Origin of the sequence: Cryobacterium sp. TMT2-17-1, assembly GCF_004402765.1 — a bacterium.
Taxonomy (GTDB): Bacteria; Actinomycetota; Actinomycetes; order Actinomycetales; family Microbacteriaceae; genus Cryobacterium; species Cryobacterium sandaracinum.
In genome coordinates this window covers 1-21,263 of sequence record NZ_SOGC01000038.1, presented here as the reverse complement: position 1 = coordinate 21,263, position 21,263 = coordinate 1, and the positions used below count along the sequence as shown (strand labels likewise).

Annotated in this window: 16 protein-coding genes; 7 read left to right on the top strand and 9 right to left on the bottom strand. The window is 68.7% G+C overall.

Annotated features, from left to right (window positions below; all coding sequences use genetic code 11):
* Window positions 1-21 precede the first annotated feature (21 nt).
* The 6 genes from E3O47_RS10365 to rsmI all read right to left on the bottom strand — a co-directional run bounded on the left by E3O47_RS10365 (window position 22) and on the right by rsmI (window position 7,623).
* On the bottom strand, window positions 22-1,827 hold the full coding sequence (locus E3O47_RS10365; RefSeq protein WP_104100808.1) for an ABC-F family ATP-binding cassette domain-containing protein: 1,806 nt from the start codon (window positions 1,825-1,827) through the stop codon (window positions 22-24).
* 146 nt (window positions 1,828-1,973) lie between these two features.
* Window positions 1,974-2,909: a 4-(cytidine 5'-diphospho)-2-C-methyl-D-erythritol kinase gene (locus E3O47_RS10360; RefSeq protein ID WP_104100807.1), complete on the bottom strand. Its 936-nt coding sequence runs from the start codon at window positions 2,907-2,909 to the stop codon at window positions 1,974-1,976.
* Window positions 2,910-2,961: 52 nt separating this feature from the next.
* Entirely contained in the window at window positions 2,962-3,762 is an 801-nt protein-coding gene (rsmA, locus tag E3O47_RS10355) for a 16S rRNA (adenine(1518)-N(6)/adenine(1519)-N(6))-dimethyltransferase RsmA (RefSeq protein ID WP_233191393.1), read from the bottom strand.
* Window positions 3,763-3,998: 236 nt separating this feature from the next.
* Entirely contained in the window at window positions 3,999-4,958 is a 960-nt protein-coding gene (locus tag E3O47_RS10350; protein WP_241986173.1) for a TatD family hydrolase, read from the bottom strand.
* Window positions 4,951-6,513, bottom strand: a complete 1,563-nt coding sequence (gene metG / locus E3O47_RS10345; protein ID WP_134374562.1) for a methionine--tRNA ligase — start codon at window positions 6,511-6,513, stop codon at window positions 4,951-4,953. Before metG ends, E3O47_RS10350 begins: the two co-directional genes overlap by 8 nt.
* A 243-nt stretch (window positions 6,514-6,756) precedes the next feature.
* Window positions 6,757-7,623 (bottom strand): 16S rRNA (cytidine(1402)-2'-O)-methyltransferase, encoded by an 867-nt coding sequence (rsmI, locus tag E3O47_RS10340; protein ID WP_134420449.1) that lies wholly within the window; start codon window positions 7,621-7,623, stop codon window positions 6,757-6,759.
* Window positions 7,624-7,662: 39 nt separating this feature from the next.
* On the opposite strand from rsmI, the gene E3O47_RS10335 reads away from it, so the two are divergent.
* The 3 genes from E3O47_RS10335 (at window position 7,663) to E3O47_RS10325 (ending at window position 11,586) form a co-directional block, all read left to right on the top strand.
* Window positions 7,663-9,150: a phospholipid carrier-dependent glycosyltransferase gene (locus E3O47_RS10335; protein WP_134420447.1), complete on the top strand. Its 1,488-nt coding sequence runs from the start codon at window positions 7,663-7,665 to the stop codon at window positions 9,148-9,150.
* Window positions 9,151-9,332: 182 nt separating this feature from the next.
* On the top strand, window positions 9,333-10,433 hold the full coding sequence (locus E3O47_RS10330; protein ID WP_134343501.1) for an acyl-CoA desaturase: 1,101 nt from the start codon (window positions 9,333-9,335) through the stop codon (window positions 10,431-10,433).
* Window positions 10,434-10,560: 127 nt separating this feature from the next.
* Window positions 10,561-11,586: a putative sulfate exporter family transporter gene (locus E3O47_RS10325; RefSeq protein ID WP_134420445.1), complete on the top strand. Its 1,026-nt coding sequence runs from the start codon at window positions 10,561-10,563 to the stop codon at window positions 11,584-11,586.
* Window positions 11,587-11,719: 133 nt separating this feature from the next.
* On the opposite strand, the gene E3O47_RS10320 is transcribed toward E3O47_RS10325, so the two are convergent.
* Window positions 11,720-12,895, bottom strand: a complete 1,176-nt coding sequence (locus E3O47_RS10320; protein ID WP_134420443.1) for an FAD-dependent oxidoreductase — start codon at window positions 12,893-12,895, stop codon at window positions 11,720-11,722.
* 121 nt (window positions 12,896-13,016) lie between these two features.
* Here E3O47_RS10320 and E3O47_RS10315 point away from each other — a divergent pair, with 121 nt between their 5' ends.
* From E3O47_RS10315 to E3O47_RS10300, 4 genes are all read left to right on the top strand, one after another.
* Complete coding sequence (locus tag E3O47_RS10315; RefSeq protein ID WP_134420441.1) at window positions 13,017-14,309, top strand: O-acetylhomoserine aminocarboxypropyltransferase/cysteine synthase family protein; 1,293 nt, start codon at window positions 13,017-13,019, stop codon at window positions 14,307-14,309.
* Between the two features lie 146 nt (window positions 14,310-14,455).
* Window positions 14,456-14,947, top strand: coding sequence for a CoA-binding protein (locus E3O47_RS10310; protein ID WP_241976895.1), 492 nt, complete (start codon window positions 14,456-14,458; stop codon window positions 14,945-14,947).
* A 42-nt stretch (window positions 14,948-14,989) separates the two neighbouring features.
* Window positions 14,990-16,363 carry an L-serine ammonia-lyase gene (locus E3O47_RS10305; RefSeq protein WP_134401731.1) on the top strand — a complete coding sequence of 458 codons (1,374 nt, stop codon included), beginning with the start codon at window positions 14,990-14,992 and terminating at the stop codon, window positions 16,361-16,363.
* A 75-nt stretch (window positions 16,364-16,438) separates the two neighbouring features.
* Window positions 16,439-16,924 (top strand): LysM domain-containing protein, encoded by a 486-nt coding sequence (locus E3O47_RS10300; protein WP_134343507.1) that lies wholly within the window; start codon window positions 16,439-16,441, stop codon window positions 16,922-16,924.
* Window positions 16,925-17,334: 410 nt separating this feature from the next.
* On the opposite strand, the gene E3O47_RS10295 is transcribed toward E3O47_RS10300, so the two are convergent.
* Window positions 17,335-18,384 carry a Gfo/Idh/MocA family oxidoreductase gene (locus tag E3O47_RS10295; RefSeq protein WP_104100795.1) on the bottom strand — a complete coding sequence of 350 codons (1,050 nt, stop codon included), beginning with the start codon at window positions 18,382-18,384 and terminating at the stop codon, window positions 17,335-17,337.
* Between the two features lie 39 nt (window positions 18,385-18,423).
* Window positions 18,424-20,943 (bottom strand): DEAD/DEAH box helicase, encoded by a 2,520-nt coding sequence (locus E3O47_RS10290; protein WP_241973042.1) that lies wholly within the window; start codon window positions 20,941-20,943, stop codon window positions 18,424-18,426.
* Between the last annotated feature and the right edge of the window lie 320 nt (window positions 20,944-21,263).

Below are 21,263 nucleotides of genomic sequence, written 5' to 3'. Positions count from 1 at the left end.
GCGGTCACAGCATCTGCGACTTCAGCCCTCGATCAACTCAGAGAGTTCGATCCAGCGGGTTTCGAAGCCGGCGATGGCGGACTCGAGCGTCTGCAGTTCGGTGCTGAGCACGCCGAGGCCGTCGAAGTCGGACTGGTCGTGCACGGCGAGGCTTTCGTGCAGGGCCGCGATCCGCGCGTTCTGCTTGGCGACCTTGCGATCGATGGAGGCGAGTTCCTTCTGCGCGTTGCGGAGGTCGGCGCCACCGATGGCGAGCTTGCGCGCCGCCTTCCCGCCGGAGGTGTTCGCCGCGTTCGCCTCGGCGGGCTTGTCAATGCCGCTCGTCTGCTTCTTGCGCATCTCGAGGTACTGGTCCACACCTCCGGGAAGGTGGCGGAAGCCGCCCTCGGTGACCGCGTACTGGTTGTCGGTGACGCGCTCGATCAGGTACCGGTCGTGCGAGACCACGAGGAGGGTGCCGGGAAAGGAGTCGAGCAGGTCTTCCATGGCCGCGAGCATGTCGGTGTCCAGGTCGTTGGTGGGCTCGTCGAGGATCAGCACATTGGGCTCGTCGAGCACGATCAGCAGCAGCTGCAGGCGGCGCTTCTGGCCACCGGACAGATCCTTGACCTGGGTGGTCAGCTGGGCGCTCATGAAACCCATGCGCTCGAGCATCTGGCCGGGCGTGATTTCCTTGCCGCCGGCCATGTACGACGTCTTCTGGCGGCCGATGACCTCGCTGACGCGGTCGTTCTGGATGTCGTCGAGTTCGAACAGCTGCTGGGTGAGCACGGCGACCTTGATGGTCTTGCCGCGCTTGACGGTGCCCGTGGTGGGCAGAAGTGTGCCGGCCACCAGGTTCAGGAGCGTGCTTTTGCCGGCGCCGTTGACGCCCATGATGCCGGTGCGCTCGCCTGGTGCGATGCGCCAGGTGATGTCGTTCAGCACGGTCTTCTCGCCGAACTTCACGCCGATGTCGATCAGGTCGACGACATCCTTGCCCAGGCGCTGCATGGCCATCGACTGCATCGACACGGTGTCGCGGGGCGGCGGCTCGTTCTCGATCAGCTCGTTCGCGGCGTCGATGCGGAACTTGGGCTTCGCGGTGCGGGCGGGGGCTCCGCGCCGCAGCCAGGCCAGTTCCTTCTTCATCAGGTTCTGGCGCTTGGATTCGGAGGCCGCGCTCATCCGGTCGCGTTCGACGCGCTGCAGGATGTAGGCGGCGTAGCCACCCTCGAACGGTTCGATCAGGCGGTCGTGCACCTCCCAGGTCATGTTGCAGACCTCGTCGAGGAACCACCGGTCGTGGGTGACGACCACCAGGCCGCCGGAGTTCGTGGCCCAGCGGGTCTTCAGGTGACCGGCGAGCCAGGAGATGCCCTCCACGTCGAGGTGGTTGGTGGGCTCGTCGAGGAAGATGACGTCGTGGTCACCGATCAGCACGGAGGCCAGAGCCACCCGGCGACGCTGGCCACCGGAGAGGTCGTCGACAAGGGCGTCCCAGGGGATGTCCCGCACGAGTCCCGCAATCACGTCGCGCACCTTGGCGTCGCCCGCCCAGACGTGCTCGTCGATGCCGCCGACGATGGTGTGGCCCACGGTCTGGCCCGAAGCGAGGTCGTCGGACTGGTCGAGCATGCCGATGGTGACGCCGCGCCGGCGCGTGACGCGGCCCGCGTCGGGTTCCATCCGGCCGGCGAGCAGGCGCATCAGGGTGGACTTGCCGTCGCCGTTGCGGCCGACGACGCCGATCCGGTCGCCTTCGTTGAGACCGGCGGTGACGCTGTCAAAAATAACGCGGGTGGGAAATTCAAGGTGCAGGGACTCGGCCCCGAGCAAATGTGCCATAGCTTTCGAGTTTAGCTGGCGCGGCTGAGAGGCCCGCGCGCCCCGGTTTCGCACCCGGTGGCCTGACTGTTGCCGAATCGGACATCTGTTGCCGGCACACCGGCAACAGATGTCCGACCGGGCCACAGTTGCGGCAAAACGGGGGGCTAGTCGTGGATGATCCGGGCCCCGTGCACCGGCCCGGTGGCGCGCACCACGCGCAGCCGGGACGCGCTCAGCGCGACCTGCAGTTCGAGGGCGCTGTCGGCATCAGCGACCAGGAAGGCCACGGTCGGGCCGGAGCCGGAGAGCAGGCCGGCCAGGGCGCCGTTCGCCTCGCCCAACTCGAGCACCTTGCCCAGGCCGGGGGCTAGGTGCAGCGCGGGGGCCTGCAGGTCGTTGTGCAGCGCCTCGGCCAGCATCCGCGGGTCGCCGGCCCGAAGCGCCTGCAGCACGTTGGTGTCGACGGAGGGCTGGATCTGGGCTGGGAAGATGTCCTGGGCGTGGCGTTCGCGGTGGCGGTCGAGCTCGTTGTAGACGCCGGGGGTCGAGAGGCCGAAGTCGGCGAGGGCGAGCACCCAGTGGAACTGCCCCTTGGCCAGGGCTGGGCTGAGCTGGTCGCCGCGCCCGGTGCCGATGGCGGTGCCGCCGGTGAAGGCGAACGGGACGTCAGCGCCGAGGGTCGCGGCGATCTCGATGAGGTCGTCGCGGGTGGCGTCGGTTCCCCACAGGGTGTCGCAAGCGAGGAGGGTGGCCGCGGCATCCGCCGACCCACCACCCATGCCGCCGGCGATGGGCACGTTCTTCTCGATCGAGAGGCGCACTCCCCCGCGATAGCCGGCCTTGCGGGCCAGGGCGCGCGCGGCCTTGATGGCGAGGTTGCTGCCGTCGACGGCGAGACCCGAGGCATCTATGGTGCCGGTGAACACGACCGAGAAGTCGTCGGCCGGCCAAGCGCGCACGTCTTCGAACAGTGACACGGCCTGGTAGGCGGTGGCCACCTCGTGGTACCCGTCTTCGAGGACCGCACCGACCTTGAGGCAAACGTTGATCTTGCCGGGCGCCCGCGCATGCACCACGGGGGAAGGGGCCGGGTTGGTCATGTGACTAACCTAGCCCAGCCGCACACTCGCGACTGCCCCGCGGCGGCACGCGTCAGTGTGCGGCGAGCTGGGCGCGGGCGATCGCCAGGAAGTCCTCGACCGTGAGCTGCTCGCCGCGCTCGGTAGGGTCGATTCCGGCGTGCGTCATGATCTCGGTGGCACTCGATGGGTCACCGAGAACGGAGGACAACGACTGGCGCAGCATTTTGCGGCGCTGCTGGAACGCGGCATCGACGAGGGCGAAGGTGGCGCGGCGCAATTCCTCGGATTCGAGCGGCCGGGCGCGTCGTTCGAAGGCGATCAGGATCGAATCGACGCCGGGAACCGGCCAGAACACCTGGCGGCTGACCTTGCCGGCGGTGCGGAATGCCCCGTACCAGGCGGCCTTGACGCTCGGGCTGCCGTAGACCTTGCTACCGGATGGCGCCGCGAGGCGCTCTCCCACTTCGGCCTGCACCATGACCACTCCGGCCCGGATGGAGGCAAAGTGCTCCAGCAGGTAGAGCAGCACCGGCACCGACACGTTATACGGCAGGTTCGCCACGAGGCGGCTCGGGTCGCCGGGCAGTTCCATGATCTTGAGCGCGTCGTTGCGGATGACGGTGAGCGGCGCGCCGGGATGCATCAGCTCGACCGTCAGCGGCAGCTGCTCGGCGAGCCGGTCATCGATCTCCACGGCCACGACGGTCGCGCCGGTCTCGAGCAGCCCCAGCGTGAGGGATCCCAGCCCGGGGCCCACCTCCAGCACAGTGTCGCCGGGTGAGACGGTTGCGACCCTGACGATGCGGCGCACGGTGTTGCCGTCGATGACGAAGTTCTGGCCGAGCTTCTTGGTGGGGTTGACGCCCAGCATCTCGGCCAGGTCGCGGATCTCGGCGGGGCCGAGGAGGGACCGTGCGCCGGGAGCGGCGGCTGGAGCAGCAGCGGGTGCTGCAGCGGGATCCGCGGGCTCGGCATCCGTTTCGAGAGCGGATGCCGGCTCCGGCACGGCGGCCGGCGCGGCGTGCCGGCCGCCGGTCACTTCGTCGCTGACGGGTCGGGTGCCGGCCTCGGGTTCGTCTCCGGGAGCGTAGCCGTGGCGGGGCGGGGTCATGCGAGGCCTCCGAACCAGCTCGTGTCGGGCTCTGGCTCGGTGACCGTCACCGTCACCGGTTCGGCGTCCCACCGCCCGTAGACGAGTTCGGTGTTGGACGAAATCTGGGTGGCGAGAATGGTGGCCTCCGTTTCGAGGTGGTCGGCCATGACGCGCAGGGTGTGCGGCAGCAGGTACGGCGCGTTCGGGCGGCCGCGGAAGGGTGCGGGGGTGAGGAACGGGGCATCCGTCTCGACCAGCAGCAGCCGGCGCGGCACCGCGGCCAGGGCCTCCCGCAGATTCTGGGCGTTCTTGAAGGTCACGGTTCCCGCGAACGAGAGGTACCAGCCGTTGTCGGCGAGGATGCGGGCCATCTCGACGTCGCCGGAGAAGCAGTGGAAGACGGTGCGATCGGGCGCGCCGACCCGCAGCAGGGTCTCGATCACCGCGGCGTGGGCGTCGCGGTCGTGGATCTGCAACGCGAGGCCGTTCTGCTTGGCGATGTCGATGTGCGCCTCGAAGGAGCGGAGCTGGCTGGCGTGTCCTTCGGGGCCGGTGCGGAAAAAGTCCAGTCCGGTCTCCCCGATGGCGACCACGCGCGGGCGCGTCGCCAGCTCGGCGATCTCAGCCAGGGCGTCGTCGAGGGTGCCGGCGGCCTCGTAGACCGGGGCCTCGTTGGGGTGGATGGCGACGGCCGCGAGCATGCGCGGCTCCCGGGCGGCCATCGCGGCCGACCAGCGCGAGGTCTTCAGGTCGCCGCCGACCTGGATGACGCCGCGCACGCCGACGCTGGACGCGCGGTCGAGCTGCTCGGCCACGCTGAGCGACTGCTCGCCGTCGGCGATCTCCAAGTGGGTGTGGTTGTCGTAGACCGGCACGATGAGAGGGTCGGGCAGCGGCGGGTAGCTCAGGTCCCGGCCGGCACCTTTTTCGCGCTGGCGCACGGGGCCGGCTTCGGGCCCGGGCTCGTCAGCCAACCGTGGCCTCGATGCGCGGGAAAAGCGCCTCGAGCGGGGAGACCCGCGGGCCGCCGGTCCACTCCCAGGCCCGGTCGATGCGCTGGTCGGTGACCAGGCCGATGCCGCCGAGGGCGGTCCAGAGCTTCGCCGTGGCCTGCGGTACGACCGGCGAGAGCAGCACGGCGAGCGTGCCCAGTCCGCGCACGGCGGTGACCAGCACGGCTTCGAGTCGGTCCCGGTCGGCCGGGTCCTTCGCGAGCGACCACGGCTCCTGGGCGGTGATGTAGCCGTTGAGCTCGTCGACCAGTTCCCAAATCGCGGCGATGGCGTCGTGGATGGCGAGGTGTCCGATGGCCAGTGTGGCGGCATCCGTCACCCGCTTCTCGGTGCCGCGAATGAGCTCGTCGGCCTCGCTGAAGTCGCCGGCGACGGGGATCTCGCCGTCGCAATAGCGCACGACCATGGCGATCACGCGGGAGGCGAGGTTGCCGAAGCCGTTGGCCAGCTCGGACTGGTACCGGGCGGACAGGTCTTCCCAGGAGAAGGAGCCGTCCTGGCCGAAGCTGATCGCGCGCATGAAGTAATAGCGGAAGGCGTCGGAGCCGAACGTATCCGTGATCTGGTTTGGGGCGATGCCGGTGAGCTTGGACTTGCTCATCTTCTCGCCGCCCACGAGCAACCAGCCGTGCCCGAAGACCTGCCGAGGCACCTCGATGCCCGCGGCGAGGAGCATTGCAGGCCAGATGACGGCGTGGAAACGCAAAATATCTTTGCCCACGACGTGCGTCGCCGGCCAGAGGCGGCTGAACTTCTCGTCGTCGTGGCCGTAGCCGGCGGCGGTGATGTAGTTGAGCAGGGCGTCGAACCAGACGTAGACGACGTGGCTGTCGTCCCAAGGCACCTTGATGCCCCAGTCGAAACTGGAGCGGGAGATCGACAGGTCGCTGAGGCCCTGCTTGACGAAGGATATTACCTCGTTGCGCGCCGACGCGGGCTGTACGAAGTTCGGGTTCTCCTCGTACAGGGCGAGGAGCTGGTCGGCGAACGTGCTCATCCGAAAGAAGTAGTTCTTCTCGTGCAACAGCTCGCAGGGGATGGAGTGGATGGCGCAGACCTGCTGCCCGGCGTACTCGCCGACCCCATCGATGAGGTCGCTCGGCTGCTTGTACTCCTCGCAGCCGACGCAGTAGAAGCCCTCGTACTCGCCGGTGTAGATGTGGCCGGAGTCGTAGAGGTGCTGCAGGAACTTCTGCGCGTTCACTTCGTGGCGCACATCGGTGGTGCGGATGAAGTCGTCGTTTCGGATGTCGACCGTCTTCAGCAGCGGCTTCCAGGCGGTTTCGACCAGACGGTCGGCCCACTCCTTCGGCGTGACGCCGTTGGCGGTCGCGGTGCGCAGGATCTTCTGCCCGTGCTCGTCCGTTCCGGTGAGCAGCCAGGCATCCTCGCCGGACTGCCGGTGCCAGCGTGCGAGCACGTCGGCAGCCACCTCGGTATAGGCGTGCCCGATGTGGGGGACATCATTCACGTAGAAAATGGGCGTGGTGATGTAAAAAGATGAGCCGTCGGACATGCTCTCATCCTATTAGGAGCAGCGGATGACGCTGGCCGTGTTACCTTGTGCCGCGTTCGTCGTGGTGCGTGGGCCGAAGTCGGGCGGCAGCACCTGCCGCGCGGCCGGGCCCGGGTCCGGTTCGGGGCGTCCCGGAGGGCGAGGGACTCCCGCACGTCCAGGCCGCGCGCCTTTTGGTGCGGGTAGTCCACGGGATCTGCTGAGCACGATCGCGCCGTCGTGCCCCCCGGCCGCGAACTCCTGTCAGGGCAGAGGCAGAGCCTGGAAGTCCGCGCGGGCCGCGGCGGGCTTGCCCGTCTTGCGCTCCAGCGCCGCCTCGTAGAGGGAGCGCTTGCCGAGCCCGGTGGCGGCGGACACGTCGGCGGCCGCATCCTTGAGACGGATGCCCGACTCCACCAGCGCGAGCACCTCGACCACCCCGGTCTCCAGATCCAGCACGCGTGCCTCCGCCCCGGCGACCACAATGGCGATCTCGCCCTTGACCCCGCCGGCGGCCCACTCAGCCAGCTCGGTCGCGGTACCGCGCTTCACTTCCTCGTAAAATTTGGTCAGCTCACGGCAGACCACGACGCGGCGCCCGGCCCCGAGCACCGCAGCCAGATCGGTGAGGGAGGCCGCCAGCCGGTTGGGCGATTCGAAAAAAACCATTGTGCGCCGCTCCGCGGCCACCTCGCGGAGGGCCGAAACCCGGTCGCCGTGCTTGCGGGGCAGGAACCCCTCGAAGGTGAACCGGTCCGTCGGCAGCCCGGACACGGCGAGCGCGGCGAGCACGGCCGACGGCCCGGGCAACACCGACACGACGACGCCGGCCGCCACCGCGGCATCCACCAGGTGGAAACCCGGGTCGGATACCGTCGGCATCCCTGCGTCGCTGAGCACCAGGATGTCGGTGTCGCGGGCGAGTTCGACGAGTTCGGCCGCCTTGCCGCGCTCGTTGTGGTCGTGCAGGCTGATCAGCCGCGGGCGGTTCTCGATGCCCAGGGCCTTGAGCAGGTGCACGGTGACCCGGGTGTCCTCGGCGGCGATAATCGTCATCGTGCCGAGCGCCTCGATCAGACGCTTTGACGCGTCGCCCAGGTTTCCGATCGGGGTGGCAGCCAGGAGGATCATGGTCCCAGTCTCGCAGCCACGGATCACTACGATGGTCACGTGTTCGTGACAAGCCGCGTTTTCTTCTGGGCCGGGCCGCTGGCGGTGACCCTGCTCGCGGCGGTGCTGCGACTCTGGAATCTCGGCGTGCCGCACGGGCTGGTGTTCGACGAAACCTTCTATGTGAAAGACGCCTGGACTCTCAACAACCTCGGCTACGAGTCGACCTGGCCCGAGGGGGCGGACGCCCTCTTCGCCGCCGGGCAGACCGATGTCTTCCTGTCCGACCCGTCGTTCGTGGTGCATCCGCCGCTCGGCAAGTGGCTGATCGCACTGGGTATGGCTGTCGTCGGCCCCGAACACAGCTGGGGCTGGCGGATCGCCACCGCCCTGATCGGTGTGCTGGCGGTCGTGCTGCTGATGTTGATCGCGAAGAAGCTGTTCGCGTCGACCGTGCTGGCCGTGATCGCCGGGTTCCTTTTCGCCATCGACGGCAACGCCATCGTGATGTCGCGCGTGGCCCTGCTGGACAACTCCGTGATGTTCTTCTCCCTTCTCGGGTTTGGCGCTGTGCTGCTCGACCGGGACCGGCACGCCACCAGGCTGTCTGCCCGCCTGGTCCAGGCGCGTGAGGCCGGGCGGGAGCCGGGCTGGGGGCCGACCCTGTGGCGGCGGCCCTGGCTGCTCGCGGCCGGCCTTGCCTTCGGGCTCGCCTGCAGCGTCAAGTGGTCGGGCATCTACTTCCTCGCCGCCTTCGGCGTCTACCTTGTTCTCGTCGACGCCCTCGCCCGGCGCCGCGCCGGGCTCCCGTTCTGGTTCAGCGCCGCCGTGCTCAAGCAGGCACCGGCGACCTTCCTGCTGATCGTGCCGGTGGCCGTCGCCACCTACCTGGCCTCCTGGACCGGCTGGTTCGTCACCCGGGGAGGCTACTACCGCGACTGGGCCACTACGCCGGATGCCGCGTGGACCGGCGCCCTCGCCTGGATTCCCGACTCGGTGCAAAGCTTCTGGCACTACCAGGTGGCGGCTTACACCTATCACGTCGGGCTCTCCACGCCGCATCCGTATCAGGCGAACCCGTTGACCTGGCTGTTCATGAGCCGCCCGACAAGCATGTACTACCGCGGCTCCGCTCTGGGCGAGAACGGATGCGACGTCGCCACCTGCTCCGAGGCGATCACCGGCATTGCGAATCCGATGATCTGGTGGGCGGCCACGGCGGCGGCCTTCTACCTGGTGTATCGCCTGGCGCGCTATCGCGAGTGGCAGGTCGGCCTGATCCTGATGGGGCTGGTCGCCGGCTACCTGCCCTGGCTGATGTACCTAAACCGCACGGTCTTCCAGTTCTACACGATCGCGTTCGAGCCCTACCTGCTCCTCGGCCTCACTTTCGTGATCGGCGTTCTGCTCCCCCGGGCAGGCTGGGTCGTGCTGGGCTTCCTGGTGGCGGCCGCGCTCCTCAGCGCGTATTTCTACCCGCTCTGGACGGGCATCCAGACCCCGTTTACGTTCTGGCAACTGCACATCTGGCTTCCCAGCTGGCGCTGACTTTCACGTGCTTTTCCGGGAAACCGGAAGCCACTTATATGCCTCTGTGGGCATATACCGACTGGGAAAGCGGTGTGAAAGCACCCGTTTCCAAGGGGTCCGGCCCATAGAATATGGATATCTGTTTTACGAGTGTCTGCTCCATCATCGACTGAGAAGTCCGGATACAAACCAAAGGCCTCATGTCGGAAGCTGTTGCCGCACCCACGGTGCGCATTGTCAAGACCCGCCCGGGTGGCGATTCGAAAAACCCCACCACCGAGTATTCATCGCTGCTGCACACCGTGCGCAACCTTGGACTTCTGAAGCGCGCCACCGGTTTCTACTGGTTCGTCTTCTCCATGCTCGTGCTCGCCACCCTGGGAACCGGGACCGCGTTCGTGCTGCTCGGCGACAGCTGGTACCAGCTCATCGTCGCGGGCGTGCTCGGCATCATCCTCACCCAGTACGCGTTCCTCGCCCACGAGGCGTCGCACCGCCAAGTGTTCGAGGGCGGTCGCGCCAATGACCGCGCCGGGCGCATCCTCGCCAACCTGTTCGTCGGCATCAGCTACGCCTGGTGGATGAACAAGCACAGTCGTCACCACGCCAATCCGAACGTCATCGGCAAGGACCCGGACATCGCCCCCGACTTCATCGTCTTTCGGGAAGAGGACGCAGCGAAGGTCAGCTGGCTCGGCTCGTTCGTCACGCGCAAGCAGGGCTATCTCTTCTTCCCGCTCCTGATGGCCGAGGGGTTCAACCTGCACGTGCAGGGTTTCAAAACCGTCTTCGGCAAGAAGAAGGTCGACAAGCGCTGGCTCGAGATCAGTATGCTGACCACCCGCATCGTGCTCTATGTCGCCGCGATTTTCTACTTCCTCCCCGTCGGCATGGCGTTCGCGTTCATCGGCGTGCAGCTGGCCGTCTTCGGTGTCTACATGGGGGCGTCCTTCGCGCCGAACCACAAGGGCATGCCGCAGCTCCCCCACGAGAGCAAAGTGGACTTTCTCCGCCGTCAGGTGCTCACCTCCCGCAACATCCGCGGCGGCACGTTCATGGACACGTTCATGGGCGGGCTCAACTATCAGGTCGAGCACCACCTGTTCCCGAACATGGCCCGGCCGCACCTGCGCAAGGCCCAGGAGATCACCAAGGAATACTGCAAGACGCACAACATCCTTTACACGGAGACGTCGCTCTTCGAGTCCTACGGCATCGTCATCGCTTACCTGAACAAGGTCGGGCTCGGCGCCCGCGACCCGTTCGACTGCCCGATGGTCGCCCGGTTCCACCACCGGTAGATCGGCTGCAGCACTCCGACGAGCCGTGAGCAAAGCCCCTGTCCCCGTGCGGGAGAGGGGCTTTTCTCACGGGTCGGCGACGGGTACCAGGCCCGCCGCGGGCAAAGATGGCCGTAAACTCGGTGCAATGTGGCTGCCCGGTGTGCTGGTCGCGGCTGCGGCCGCGCTGCCCGGTGTGCTGGTCGCGGCTGCGGCCGCGCTGCTCGCCGGAATCGTCCACGCGGTCATCCCTGCCCTGCCGCTGCTCACGCTCGCTGTCGCCTTCGGAATCGTCGCCGGTAATCTCCCGGTCGCCCACCGTGCGTTGACGGGAGTCCTTTCCAAGGGCCTGAAGCTCGCGGCCACCCGGTTCATGCGCATCGGCATCGTGCTGCTCGGCCTGAAGCTGAGCCTGGTGGACATCCTGGGCTTGGGCTGGGTGACCATCATGACCACCGTCCTGATCGTGCTGCTCACCTTCGTCGGCACCTACTGGCTCGGGCGCGCGGTTCGCCTGCCCGGCCGCCAGCCGATCCTGATCGCCACCGGCTTCTCCATCTGCGGGGCGTCCGCGATCGGCGCGATGAGCGGGGTGGTCAAGGCGAAGGATGTCGACACCGCCACCCCGATCGCCCTGGTCACACTCTGCGGCACGCTGGCCATCGCGGTTCTGCCGGTGCTGTGGCATCCGCTCGGTCTGACCGATCTGCAGTTCGGGCACTGGGTCGGCGCCGGCGTGCACGACGTCGGCCAGGTCGTCGCGACCGCGCAGATCGCCGGGCCCGCCGCGCTAGCCGTGGCCGTCGTCGTGAAGCTCACCCGGGTGCTGCTACTCGCGCCGATCGTCGCCGTCATCGCCGTCGGCGAGCGCCGCCGCGAGACGCGCGTCGCCACGGTGACGGATGCCCCCGTGTCCCGCCCGCCGCTCGTGCCCCTGTTCGTGGCCGGTTTCCTGGCCGCCGTTCTCGTGCGCACGTTCGCCCCGCTGCCGGACGCCGTGCTGGCCGGCGCGGACACCGTGCAGACCTACCTGCTCGCGGCCGCGCTCTTCGGGCTCGGCGCCGCCGTGAACCTCGGTTCCATCCTGCGCACCGGAGGCAGGGCCCTCCTCGTGGGTCTGACCTCCTGGACGTTGATCGCCACCCTCGCCCTCGCCGCCGTGCAGCTGCCCTGAGCCGGTGTCAGCGGCTCCGTCCCGAACGAATTCGACGGAGATTTGGCCCGAATCGCACGCAATCAGGCCGAAAACGCACTTTCAGAGCAGAATCTCCGTCGAATTGGTTCGACGCCGAACAGCGAGGTGGCGCTCAACGGCGGGAGAGCCAGCCCCCGGCCGCGGCGTTCGGCGCCCGGTTCAGGGCGAACCGCGGCGGAGCGGCTGCGGTGCCCGTGGTCAGGTCGGCGAGGATTCGCCCGACCGTCGGCGTGAACTTGAAGCCGTGGCCGCTAAAGCCGGCCCCCACGATCACGGGGCCCACCCGGTCGAGCACGAAGTCCTCGTCGGCCGTGGTCGTGTAAGTGCAACTGACCGGTTCGAGCGTGTCGGGGTCGGCGCCGGGCAGCCATTCGCGCACATAGCGCGCCAGGGCAGCCAGCTGAACGGGCTCGGGTTGGAAGCTGCGCGCATCCGGGTCGGTGCCGGGACCCACGCCGTGCCAGCCGGCCTTGATCCCCTGGCCGGGCGTGTACATGCCGTAGACCGGCGAGTACCAGTATCCGTAGCGCGGGTCGGACCAGGCGGGCGCATGGTTGAAGCCGGGCCACTCGGTCTCGGCGTGTGCGGCGGCGGCCGGGGAGGCGTCGCGCAAGGCGAAGTGCGCCGGCTGCTCCTGCGTCACCGTGAGGCGCGGCATCGGGATCACCCCGGCCAGCAGTGCGCTGGTCCACGCGCCGACCGTGACGACGGCGCGGCGGGCGATGATCGTGCCGGCCTCGTGGGTCACCCGCACCCGGTCGTCGCCCTGCACTTCCAGGCGCTGCACGCGGATGCCGTGCCGCACGTCGGCCCCGGCGGTGGCCGCGGCGGTCTGCAGGGCGGTCACCGCGGCGTCCGCGTTCACCCGGCCGGCGTCGGGGGCGAACAGCACCCGGCCGTCGAAGCGGATGCCCGGCCAGCGTTCGGCTGCGGCCTCCGGGGCGAGAAACTCGGCGCACAGGCCCACCCGGGCCAGCATTGCCGCCACTCGGTCGAACGACGGATTCGCCCCGTGATTGACGACGCCGACCTGACGCAGGAGTGTGCTCTGCGTCTCTGCTTCCAGCTCGCGCCAGAGCGACAGCGCCTCGGCAAGCATCGCCACGTAGGTCGGTTCGGCGTAGGCGGTGTTGAAATTGCGGGAGGCGCCGTGCGAGGCGCCGTTGAGGTGCCCGGGCGTGAACCGCTCCAGCACGGTGACCGGCCGGCCCCGCCGCGCCAGCTGCCAGGCCGTCGCCGACCCCATTGCCCCGCCGCCGATGACGACCGTCTCCACGCGCTCTTCCATGCCCTTATCCTGCCCGACCGGGCGGCAGGCGCGGGCACCGGGGCGGCCGCAAGTCGGCATCCGTTTCGCACTGTTACGCCCTTGTCCCGAACCCCCCGCCGATCATCGCTAACGTAAGGCCATGGCAGATCGCGAGTACGGTTTCAAGACCCGGGCAATCCACGCAGGCAACATCCCCGACGCCGTGACCGGCGCGCGGGCCCTGCCGATCTACCAGACCAGCGCGTTCGTCTTCGATGACGCGTTGGATGCCGCCGCCCGCTTCGCCCTGCAGAAGTACGGCAACGTCTACTCCCGCCTCTCGAACCCGACCGTGGCGGCCTTCGAGGAGCGCGTGGCCAGCCTCGAGGGCGGGCTGGGCGCCGTCGCCACCGCCAGCGGCCTGTCCGCGCAGTACATCACCTTCGCCAGCCTCGCCGGCTCGGGAGACCACATCGTCTCCAGTGCCAACCTCTACGGCGGCTCGATCACCCAGCTCGACGTGACGCTGCGCCGGTTCGGGGTCGAGACGACGTTCGTGCGCAGCGCCGACGCGGCCGACTACGCCGCCGCGATCACCGAGAAAACCAAGCTGATCTTCGCCGAGACGGTGGCCAACCCGTCCGGCGAGGTCGCCGACATCGAGGGACTCGCCGCCGTCGCCCACGCGGCCGGGATCCCCCTGGTGATCGACTCGACTATCGCCACGCCCTACCTGACCCGGCCGATCGAGTGGGGCGCCGACATCGTGATCCACTCCGCCACCAAGTTCCTCGGCGGGCACGGCACCACCCTCGGCGGCGTCGTCGTCGAGAGCGGACGCTTCGACTGGCACAGCGACAAGTTCCCGCTCTTCGGCGAGCCGGTGCCCAGCTACGGCGGTCTCGAGTGGGCCGGCAACTTCGGCGAGTACGCGTTCCTCACCCGCCTGCGCGCCGAGCAGCTGCGCGACATCGGCCCGGCCCTCTCCCCGCACTCCGCGTTTCTGCTCGCCCAGGGCGTCGAGACGCTCCCGTTCCGCATGCAGGCGCACGTGGACAACGCGCGCGCGGTTGCCGAGTGGCTCGACGCCGATCCCCGGATCGAGTACGTCAACTGGGCCGGGCTGCCGGCCCACCCGCACTATGACCGGGGCCTCAAATACCTGCCGCAGGGCCCCGGATCGGTCTTCAGCTTCGGCGTGACGGGCGGCCGCGACGCCGGGCGCACCTTCATCGAATCGGTCGACCTGGCCAGCCACCTCGCCAACATCGGCGACGCCAAGACCCTGGTCATCCACCCGGCCTCCACCACCCATGCGCAGCTGAACGAGACCCAGCTCGTCGACGCCGGCGTGTTGCCCGGCCTCGTGCGCATCAGCGTGGGCATCGAAGACGTCGAGGACATCATCTACGACCTCGACCAGGCCCTTGGCCGGATTGCGGGGACCAAATGAGCGAGCACCACGTGAACATCGACGCCACCCCCGATGCCACCCCCGACAGCGCCGCCGCAACGGTCACGGATGCCGCCGCGCACGACACCGTGCACCTCGCCAATGGGCTCAGCTGCTCAGTGCCCACCGGTTCCCCCCTCGCGAAGCTGCTGAAATCCCAGCGCACCTGGGTGGGTCCCGACGCCAAGGCCCGGCTGAAGATCCTGCGGGCGGCGAAGTCCATCGCCATCGTCGGCGCGTCGCCGAATCCGGCCCGCTCCAGTTATTTCGTGGGTACCTACCTGCAGCAGTCGAGCGACTACCGGGTCTACTTCGTCAACCCGAACGCGAAGACGATCCTCGGCGAGACGGCCTACCCGGACCTCGCGTCGCTGCCCGAGGTGCCCGACATCGTCGACGTGTTCCGTCGCGCCGGCGACATCCCGGCCGTGATCGACGAGGTGCTCGCAATCGGGGCGCCCACCGTCTGGGTGCAGCTGGGCATCTGGAACCAAGAGGCCGCCGAATACGGCGAATCGAAGGGGCTCACCGTGGTGATGGACCGCTGCATCAAGATCGAGCACGCCCGGTTCCACGGCGGGCTGCACCTCCTCGGGTTCGACACCGGCCAGATCACGGCGCGCAAAACCATCCGCTGATCCGTCCCCGGGGCACAACCCCGGCACGGTTACGATGGTCGGATGACTGCGTATGTGTCGGCACTCGACCTCTTCTCCATCGGCATCGGCCCCTCCAGCTCCCACACGGTGGGCCCGATGCGGGCGGCGCTCACCTTCGCCGACCACCTGCGCGAGGCCGGTCTGCTCGCCGACGTGGCCCGAATCGGCTGCTCGCTCTACGGCTCGCTCGGCTCGACCGGACTCGGCCACGGCACGCCCGACGCAGTCCTGGCCGGCCTCTCCGGGCTCCGCCCCGAGACCTGCGACCCGGATGACGTGCGCTCCGCCTGGTCCGGCCTGGCCGACGACGCCGTGCTGATGCTCGGCGGCAGCCATGCCATCCCCGTGCGAAAGGACGACGTGTCCTTCGAGGCGCGCACCCGGCTGCCCGGCCACCCCAACGCGCTGACCCTCACGGCCTGGGGGCACGACGCCGTCCCCCTGCTCGAGGAGACCTGGTACTCGATCGGCGGCGGCTTCATTCGGCGCGACGGCGACCCGATCGGCCCATGCAGGGCCGTGCCACAGCCGCGGCAGTACTCCTCCAGCGCCGAACTCCTCGCCCTCTGCGACCTTTACGCCGTCGCAATCTGCGACATCGCACGCGCCAACGAGGAGACGATCCACGGGGCCGAGGCGCTCGACGTCGGCCTCGACGCGATTTGGAACGCCATGAGCGACTGCGTGGAGTCAGGACTCGAGGCCACTGGCACCCTCCCCGGCGGCCTTCAGGTCAAGCGCCGCGCGGCGGCCGTGCGCATGCAGCTAGAGGAATATGACCGGCTGCCGTCGCGTGAACGCGACACCTCGACCGAATGGCTGCATGCATTCGCCCTCGCCGTCAACGAGGAGAACGCCTCCGGCGGCCGCGTGGTCACCGCCCCCACCAACGGCGCGGCCGGCATCATCCCCGCGGTCGGCCACTACTACCTGCGCTTCGTGCCCGGGGCGGATGCCGCGGGAATCCGTCGCTATCTGCTCACCGCCGTCGCCATCGGTTCGCTCGTAAAGGCCAACGCCTCCATCTCCGGGGCGGAGGGCGGCTGCCAGGCCGAGGTCGGCTCCGCTTGCGCCATGGCGTCCGGCGCACTCTGCGCCGTTCTCGGCGGCACGCCGCGGCAGGTGGAGAACGCGGCCGAGATCGCGATGGAGCACCACCTGGGCCTCACCTGCGACCCCGTCGGCGGGCTCGTGCAGGTGCCGTGCATCGAGCGCAACGCCATCGCCGCGTCGACCGCCGTGTCGGCGGCCCGGCTGGCCCTGCACGGCGACGGCACGCACCTCGTCTCCCTCGACGCCGTGATCGAAACCATGCGCCAGACCGGCCTGGACATGTCGACCAAGTACAAGGAGACCAGTGAGGGTGGCCTCGCCGTCAACGTGATCGAGTGCTGACATCGCCACTCGCGCCCTAAGCTGGACGCATCCGCTCGGGGGCACGAACGGAACTTTCTGCGAGGGGGACATCCGATGAATTCTGCGCGACCGACAACCACTCCTGTCTGGGCGCGGGTCGCTCTGGCCGCCATGCTGCTGCTCCCGCTCGGCCTCACCGGGTGCGCCGGCGCCCCCGCTCCGGTGGTCACCGCGACGGTTACCCTCACGCCGACGCCCACTGCGACTCCCACCCCCACGCCGACCCCTGAGCCCGAGGCCCCGGTTGTGCCGAATCCGACTATCACGCCCAACGCCGAGGCCGTGCCCGTGGAGCCGCTGCCCGAGGGCCCGGCCGTCGACCTGGGCGCCAGTACGGGGGCCACCGGCGCCCCGGTCACCGATGGTGCGGGCGCCCCGACCAGCTACTCCGTGCTGGAGGGCGACGACTTCTTCGCCATCGCGCAGCGCTTCGACCTACCGGTGCAGCAGCTGTTGCGCATGAATCCGTCGGTGTCGGGTCTGGGTGAGAATATCTACATCCGGGACGTGATCAACCTCGACTGGACCACCACTGGGTAGCGCGCTCAGGGGTACATTCCCAGCTTCTCTCTAGGGCTCCGGTAGTCCGCTCGTCAAGGTGGTGACACGCCTCGAACGTCGGGGCGGCACGGCAGTGGGGTTCCCACAATTCTCCGGGCCGAGACCGACGCGGAAACGGACGCTCCGGATGGCACCGCCATCCACGCGGGAGAGCATTCTCGCGGGACGGTCGGGCCGTCCCTTCAACGACTCCGTTGCGAACGAATTCGACGGAGATTGTGGCCGAATCGCACCCAGTCACGCCGAGAACGCACTTTTACAGCAGGATCTCCGTCGAATTGGTTCGACACGGGGCACGGCCCTCCCTAAGCGATGGACAGCGTCCACGCGGTGGAGTCGGCCCCGTCCGTCCGGGTGCGCCGCAACGGCGGGGCCGGGACGCACGTGCCCTAGTGCGTCAGCAGGTTGATGCGCTCGATCAGGGTGATCGTGCGCAGCGACTCCCGCGGGTCGACCGGGATCGGAGCCCCACGCAGGATCGCGTCGGCCAGACCGGTGTAGAACGCCGCATAGTTGCCGCGCTCGGTCGGCACCCGGGTCAGCGCGCCGTCCCGTCCGAGTACGCCCCAGGCGGACTCCGGGTCGACGCCGAAACCCGGGTCGGTCGGTCGGGCACCCGCCGCGAGGGCGGTCTCCTGGCCGTCGAGGCCCCACTTGGTGTAGCCCGCCTCGGAGCCGAGGACGTGGAAGCGCGGGCCGACCTGGGCGGCGATCCCGTTCATCCACAGGTGCGAGCGCACCCCCGACCCGTGGTGCAGCGCCACGAAGGTGTCATCGTCGGCGACCCCACCCGGGCGTCGAATGAGGGTCTCCGCGTAGACGTCGTCGACCGGGCCGAACAGTTGCAGGGCCTGGTCGATCAGGTGGGCGCCGAGGTCGAAGAGCACCCCACCGCCCTGTTGGATGGTCGCGCCGACCTTCCACGATTTGGTCTGCTCCGGCTTCCACCATTCGAACCGGGACTCGAACCGGCGCACATCGCCGAGCGCCCCCGCTTCGATTACGCCACGCAGGGTGAGGAAGTCGCCGTCCCAGCGCCGGTTCTGGAACACGGTGAGCGGCAGGCCGAGGCTCACGGCCTTCTCGATCAGGCCGCGGCCTTCCCGGGCCGTCACCGCGAAGGGCTTGTCGACGACCACGGCGAGCCCGGCGTCGAGGGCGGCGTGGGCGAGTTCGACGTGCGTGCCCGACGGTGAGCCGATCACGACCAGGTCCAGGTCGTCCGCGGCGGCGAACAGGTCCTCGGCGGTCGACATCAGGCGCACCCCCGGGTGACGCTCACCGGCCTGCTCGCGCCGCACGGGGTCGCGGGTGACGATCAGGTCGAGCGAGAACTCGGGGTTCGCGCCGAGGAGCGGGCTGTGGAACACGCGTCCGGACGTGCCGAACCCGATCAGTCCGGTGCGGATTGGGGCGACGGATGCTGGCGACTGCGTCATGCTCCCACGGTACTCCCGGTGCGGCTTCCGCCCGGCCCGCTACAGCCGGTCGACGCCGGTGACGCGCACGACGGCGGCGCCCAGCTCGTCGGAGTCGGCCAGGTCGACCGTGGCACTGATGCCCCAGTCGTGGTCCCCCGCCGGGTCGTCGAATATCTGCCGCACGGTCCAGACGGATGCGCCCTCGTCGAAGATGATCAGGTCTGCGCTGCGCGCATTCGCCCCGGTCAGCAGCTCGTCGTGCTCGGCGAAATAGCCGTCCATGGCATCGACCCAGGCATCCGTGTGGAAACCGTGTTCCCGGTCAAGCTCGCCCAGGGCGTCATAGTTCTCGAGCGCGGCCAGCTGCACCCGGCGGAAGAGCTCGTTGCGCACCAGGATGCGGAACGCGCGCGCATTGGTGGTCAGGCGGCGGGGCGCGGGCGGCAGCACCGACTGCGCAGCATCCGAGTGCACGGCAAGGTCCGGGTGGATGAGTTCCTCCCACTCGTCGAGCAGGCTCGAGTCGACCTGGCGCACCAGCTCGCCCAGCCACTCGATCAGGTCGAGCAGGTCTTCCGTCTTGGCGTCGTCGGGGATGGTTTGCCGGGCGGCCCGGTACGCATCCGAGAGATAGCGGAGAACGACGCCCTCGCTGCGGGCGAGCTTGTAGAAGGCCACGAACTCACCGAAGGACATGGCCCGCTCGTACATGTCCCGCACGACCGTCTTCGGGCTGAGCTCGAAGTCGGCGATCCACGGCTGGGATTCCTTGTAGGTGGTGAAGGTGACGTGCAGCAACTCCTCGAGCGGCTTCGGCCAGGTGATCTCCTCGAGCAGCGCCATCCGCTCGTCGTATTCGATGCCCTCGCGTTTCATGGCGTTCACGGCCTCGCCGCGGGCCGCGAACTGCTGGCCCATCAGCACCGGGCGCGGGTTGTCGAGGGTGGCCTCGACGATGGAGATCATGTCGAGGGCGTAGTGGCCGCTGCCGGGGCCGGCCACATCGGGGTCGGCGTCGAGCAGGTCGAACGCGGCGAGCGCGAACGGCGACAGTGGCTGGTTGAGGGCGAAGTTGGGCTGCAGGTCGACGGTGAGACGGATGTCCCCGGCCGCGCTTTGCTCCACGATCCCTGCCGCGCGCAGGGTCTTGTAGATCCCGAGGGCACGCCGGGCGTGCGCGAGCTGGCGATTCCAGGGTTCGTGGTTGTCGAAGATCAGGTCGTGGACGTGGGTGAACGCGTCACCGCCGCGCCCGATGACATTGATCAGCATCGCCGCGGTCATCTGCATGCTCGAGTGCATCGTTTCCGGCTCGGCCGCCACGAGCCGCTGGAACGAGGGCTCACCCCAGGACACGAAACCCTCGGGCGCCTTCTTGCGGATGATCTTGCGCTTCTTCTTGGGGTCGTCGCCGGCCTTCTCGATGGCCTTGAGGTTGTCGGTTTCGTGGTCGGGCGCCTGGATGACGACGGTGCCGGCCGTGTCGTAGCCGGCCCGGCCCGCGCGGCCAGCGATCTGGTGGAATTCGCGGGCGTTGAGCTGGCGCATCTTGACGCCGTCGTACTTGGTGAGTGCGGTGAAGAGCACGGTGCGGATCGGCACGTTGATGCCCACGCCGAGGGTATCGGTGCCGCAGATGACGCGGAGCAGGCCGCGCTGAGCAAGCTGCTCCACCAGGCGGCGGTACTTGGGCAGCATGCCGGCGTGGTGCACGCCAATGCCCATCCGGATCAGCCGGGACAGGGTCTTGCCGAAGCTCGTGGTGAAGCGGAACTCGCCGATCAGCTCCGCGATCGCCTCCTTCTGTTCCTTGGTGGCGACCTTGACGCTGCTGAGGGCCTGAGCCCGTTCGAGCGCGGCCGCCTGGGCGAAGTGCACGATGTAGATCGGAGCCTGCCCGGTCTTCAGTAGCTCCTCCACCGTTTCATGCACGGGCGTGGTCTCGTAGTAGTAGTGCAGCGGCACCGGGCGCTCCACGCCCGTGACGACCGCGGTGGTCCGACGGGTGCGGCGCGAGAGGTCGTCGGCGATGAACGTGACGTCGCCGAGGGTCGCCGACATGAGGATGAACTGCACCCCGGGCAGGAGCAGCAGCGGCACCTGCCAGGCCCAGCCGCGGTCGGGGTCGCCGTAGAAGTGGAACTCGTCCATCACGACCTGGTCCACAGGAGTGTCCTCACCGTTTCTCAGGGCGAGGTTGGCCAGGATCTCCGCCGTGCAGCAGATGATCGGGGCGTCGGAGTTGACCGAGGAATCCCCCGTCATCATGCCCACGTTCTCGGCGCCGAAGATCTCCACCAGCGCGAAGAACTTTTCGCTGACGAGGGCCTTGATCGGCGCCGTGTAGAAGGTGCGCTTGCCGGCCGAGAGCGCGGCGAAGTGCGCACCGACGGCGACCAGGGACTTACCGGTGCCGGTCGGGGTGCTGAGGATCAGGTTCGCCCCGGAGACGATCTCGATCAGGGCCTCTTCCTGCGCGGGATACAGGGACAGACCCTGCTCCCCCGCCCACGTTTCGAAGGCCTCGAACAGCACATCCGGATCGGTGACATGCGGGAGGGCGGTGAGAGTTGCCATGATCCTTCGATCCTGCCCTATTCCACTGGGCATCCGCTCCGCGCCCGGCGGCCGGGTCGGAACCGAGCATGGTCTCTCCTCCGGCTGAGCGTGAACACGGGGACGATATGCCCGATCACCGCGGCCGTCACGGGCCGTTGCGGAGGACTCACAGGCCGCAAATCTAAGCTGGCGACATGGCCAGCCGCGACGTTTCCTCGTCCTCATTTCCGACGCCGCCGACGCCTCCCGCGCCCGGGCCGCCGGCCCGATCGGCCCCGGCAAGGCTCGGGCGGCCCGCGACGGCCGGCGTGGCCGCCGCCCTGGCCGGCCTCGGCGCG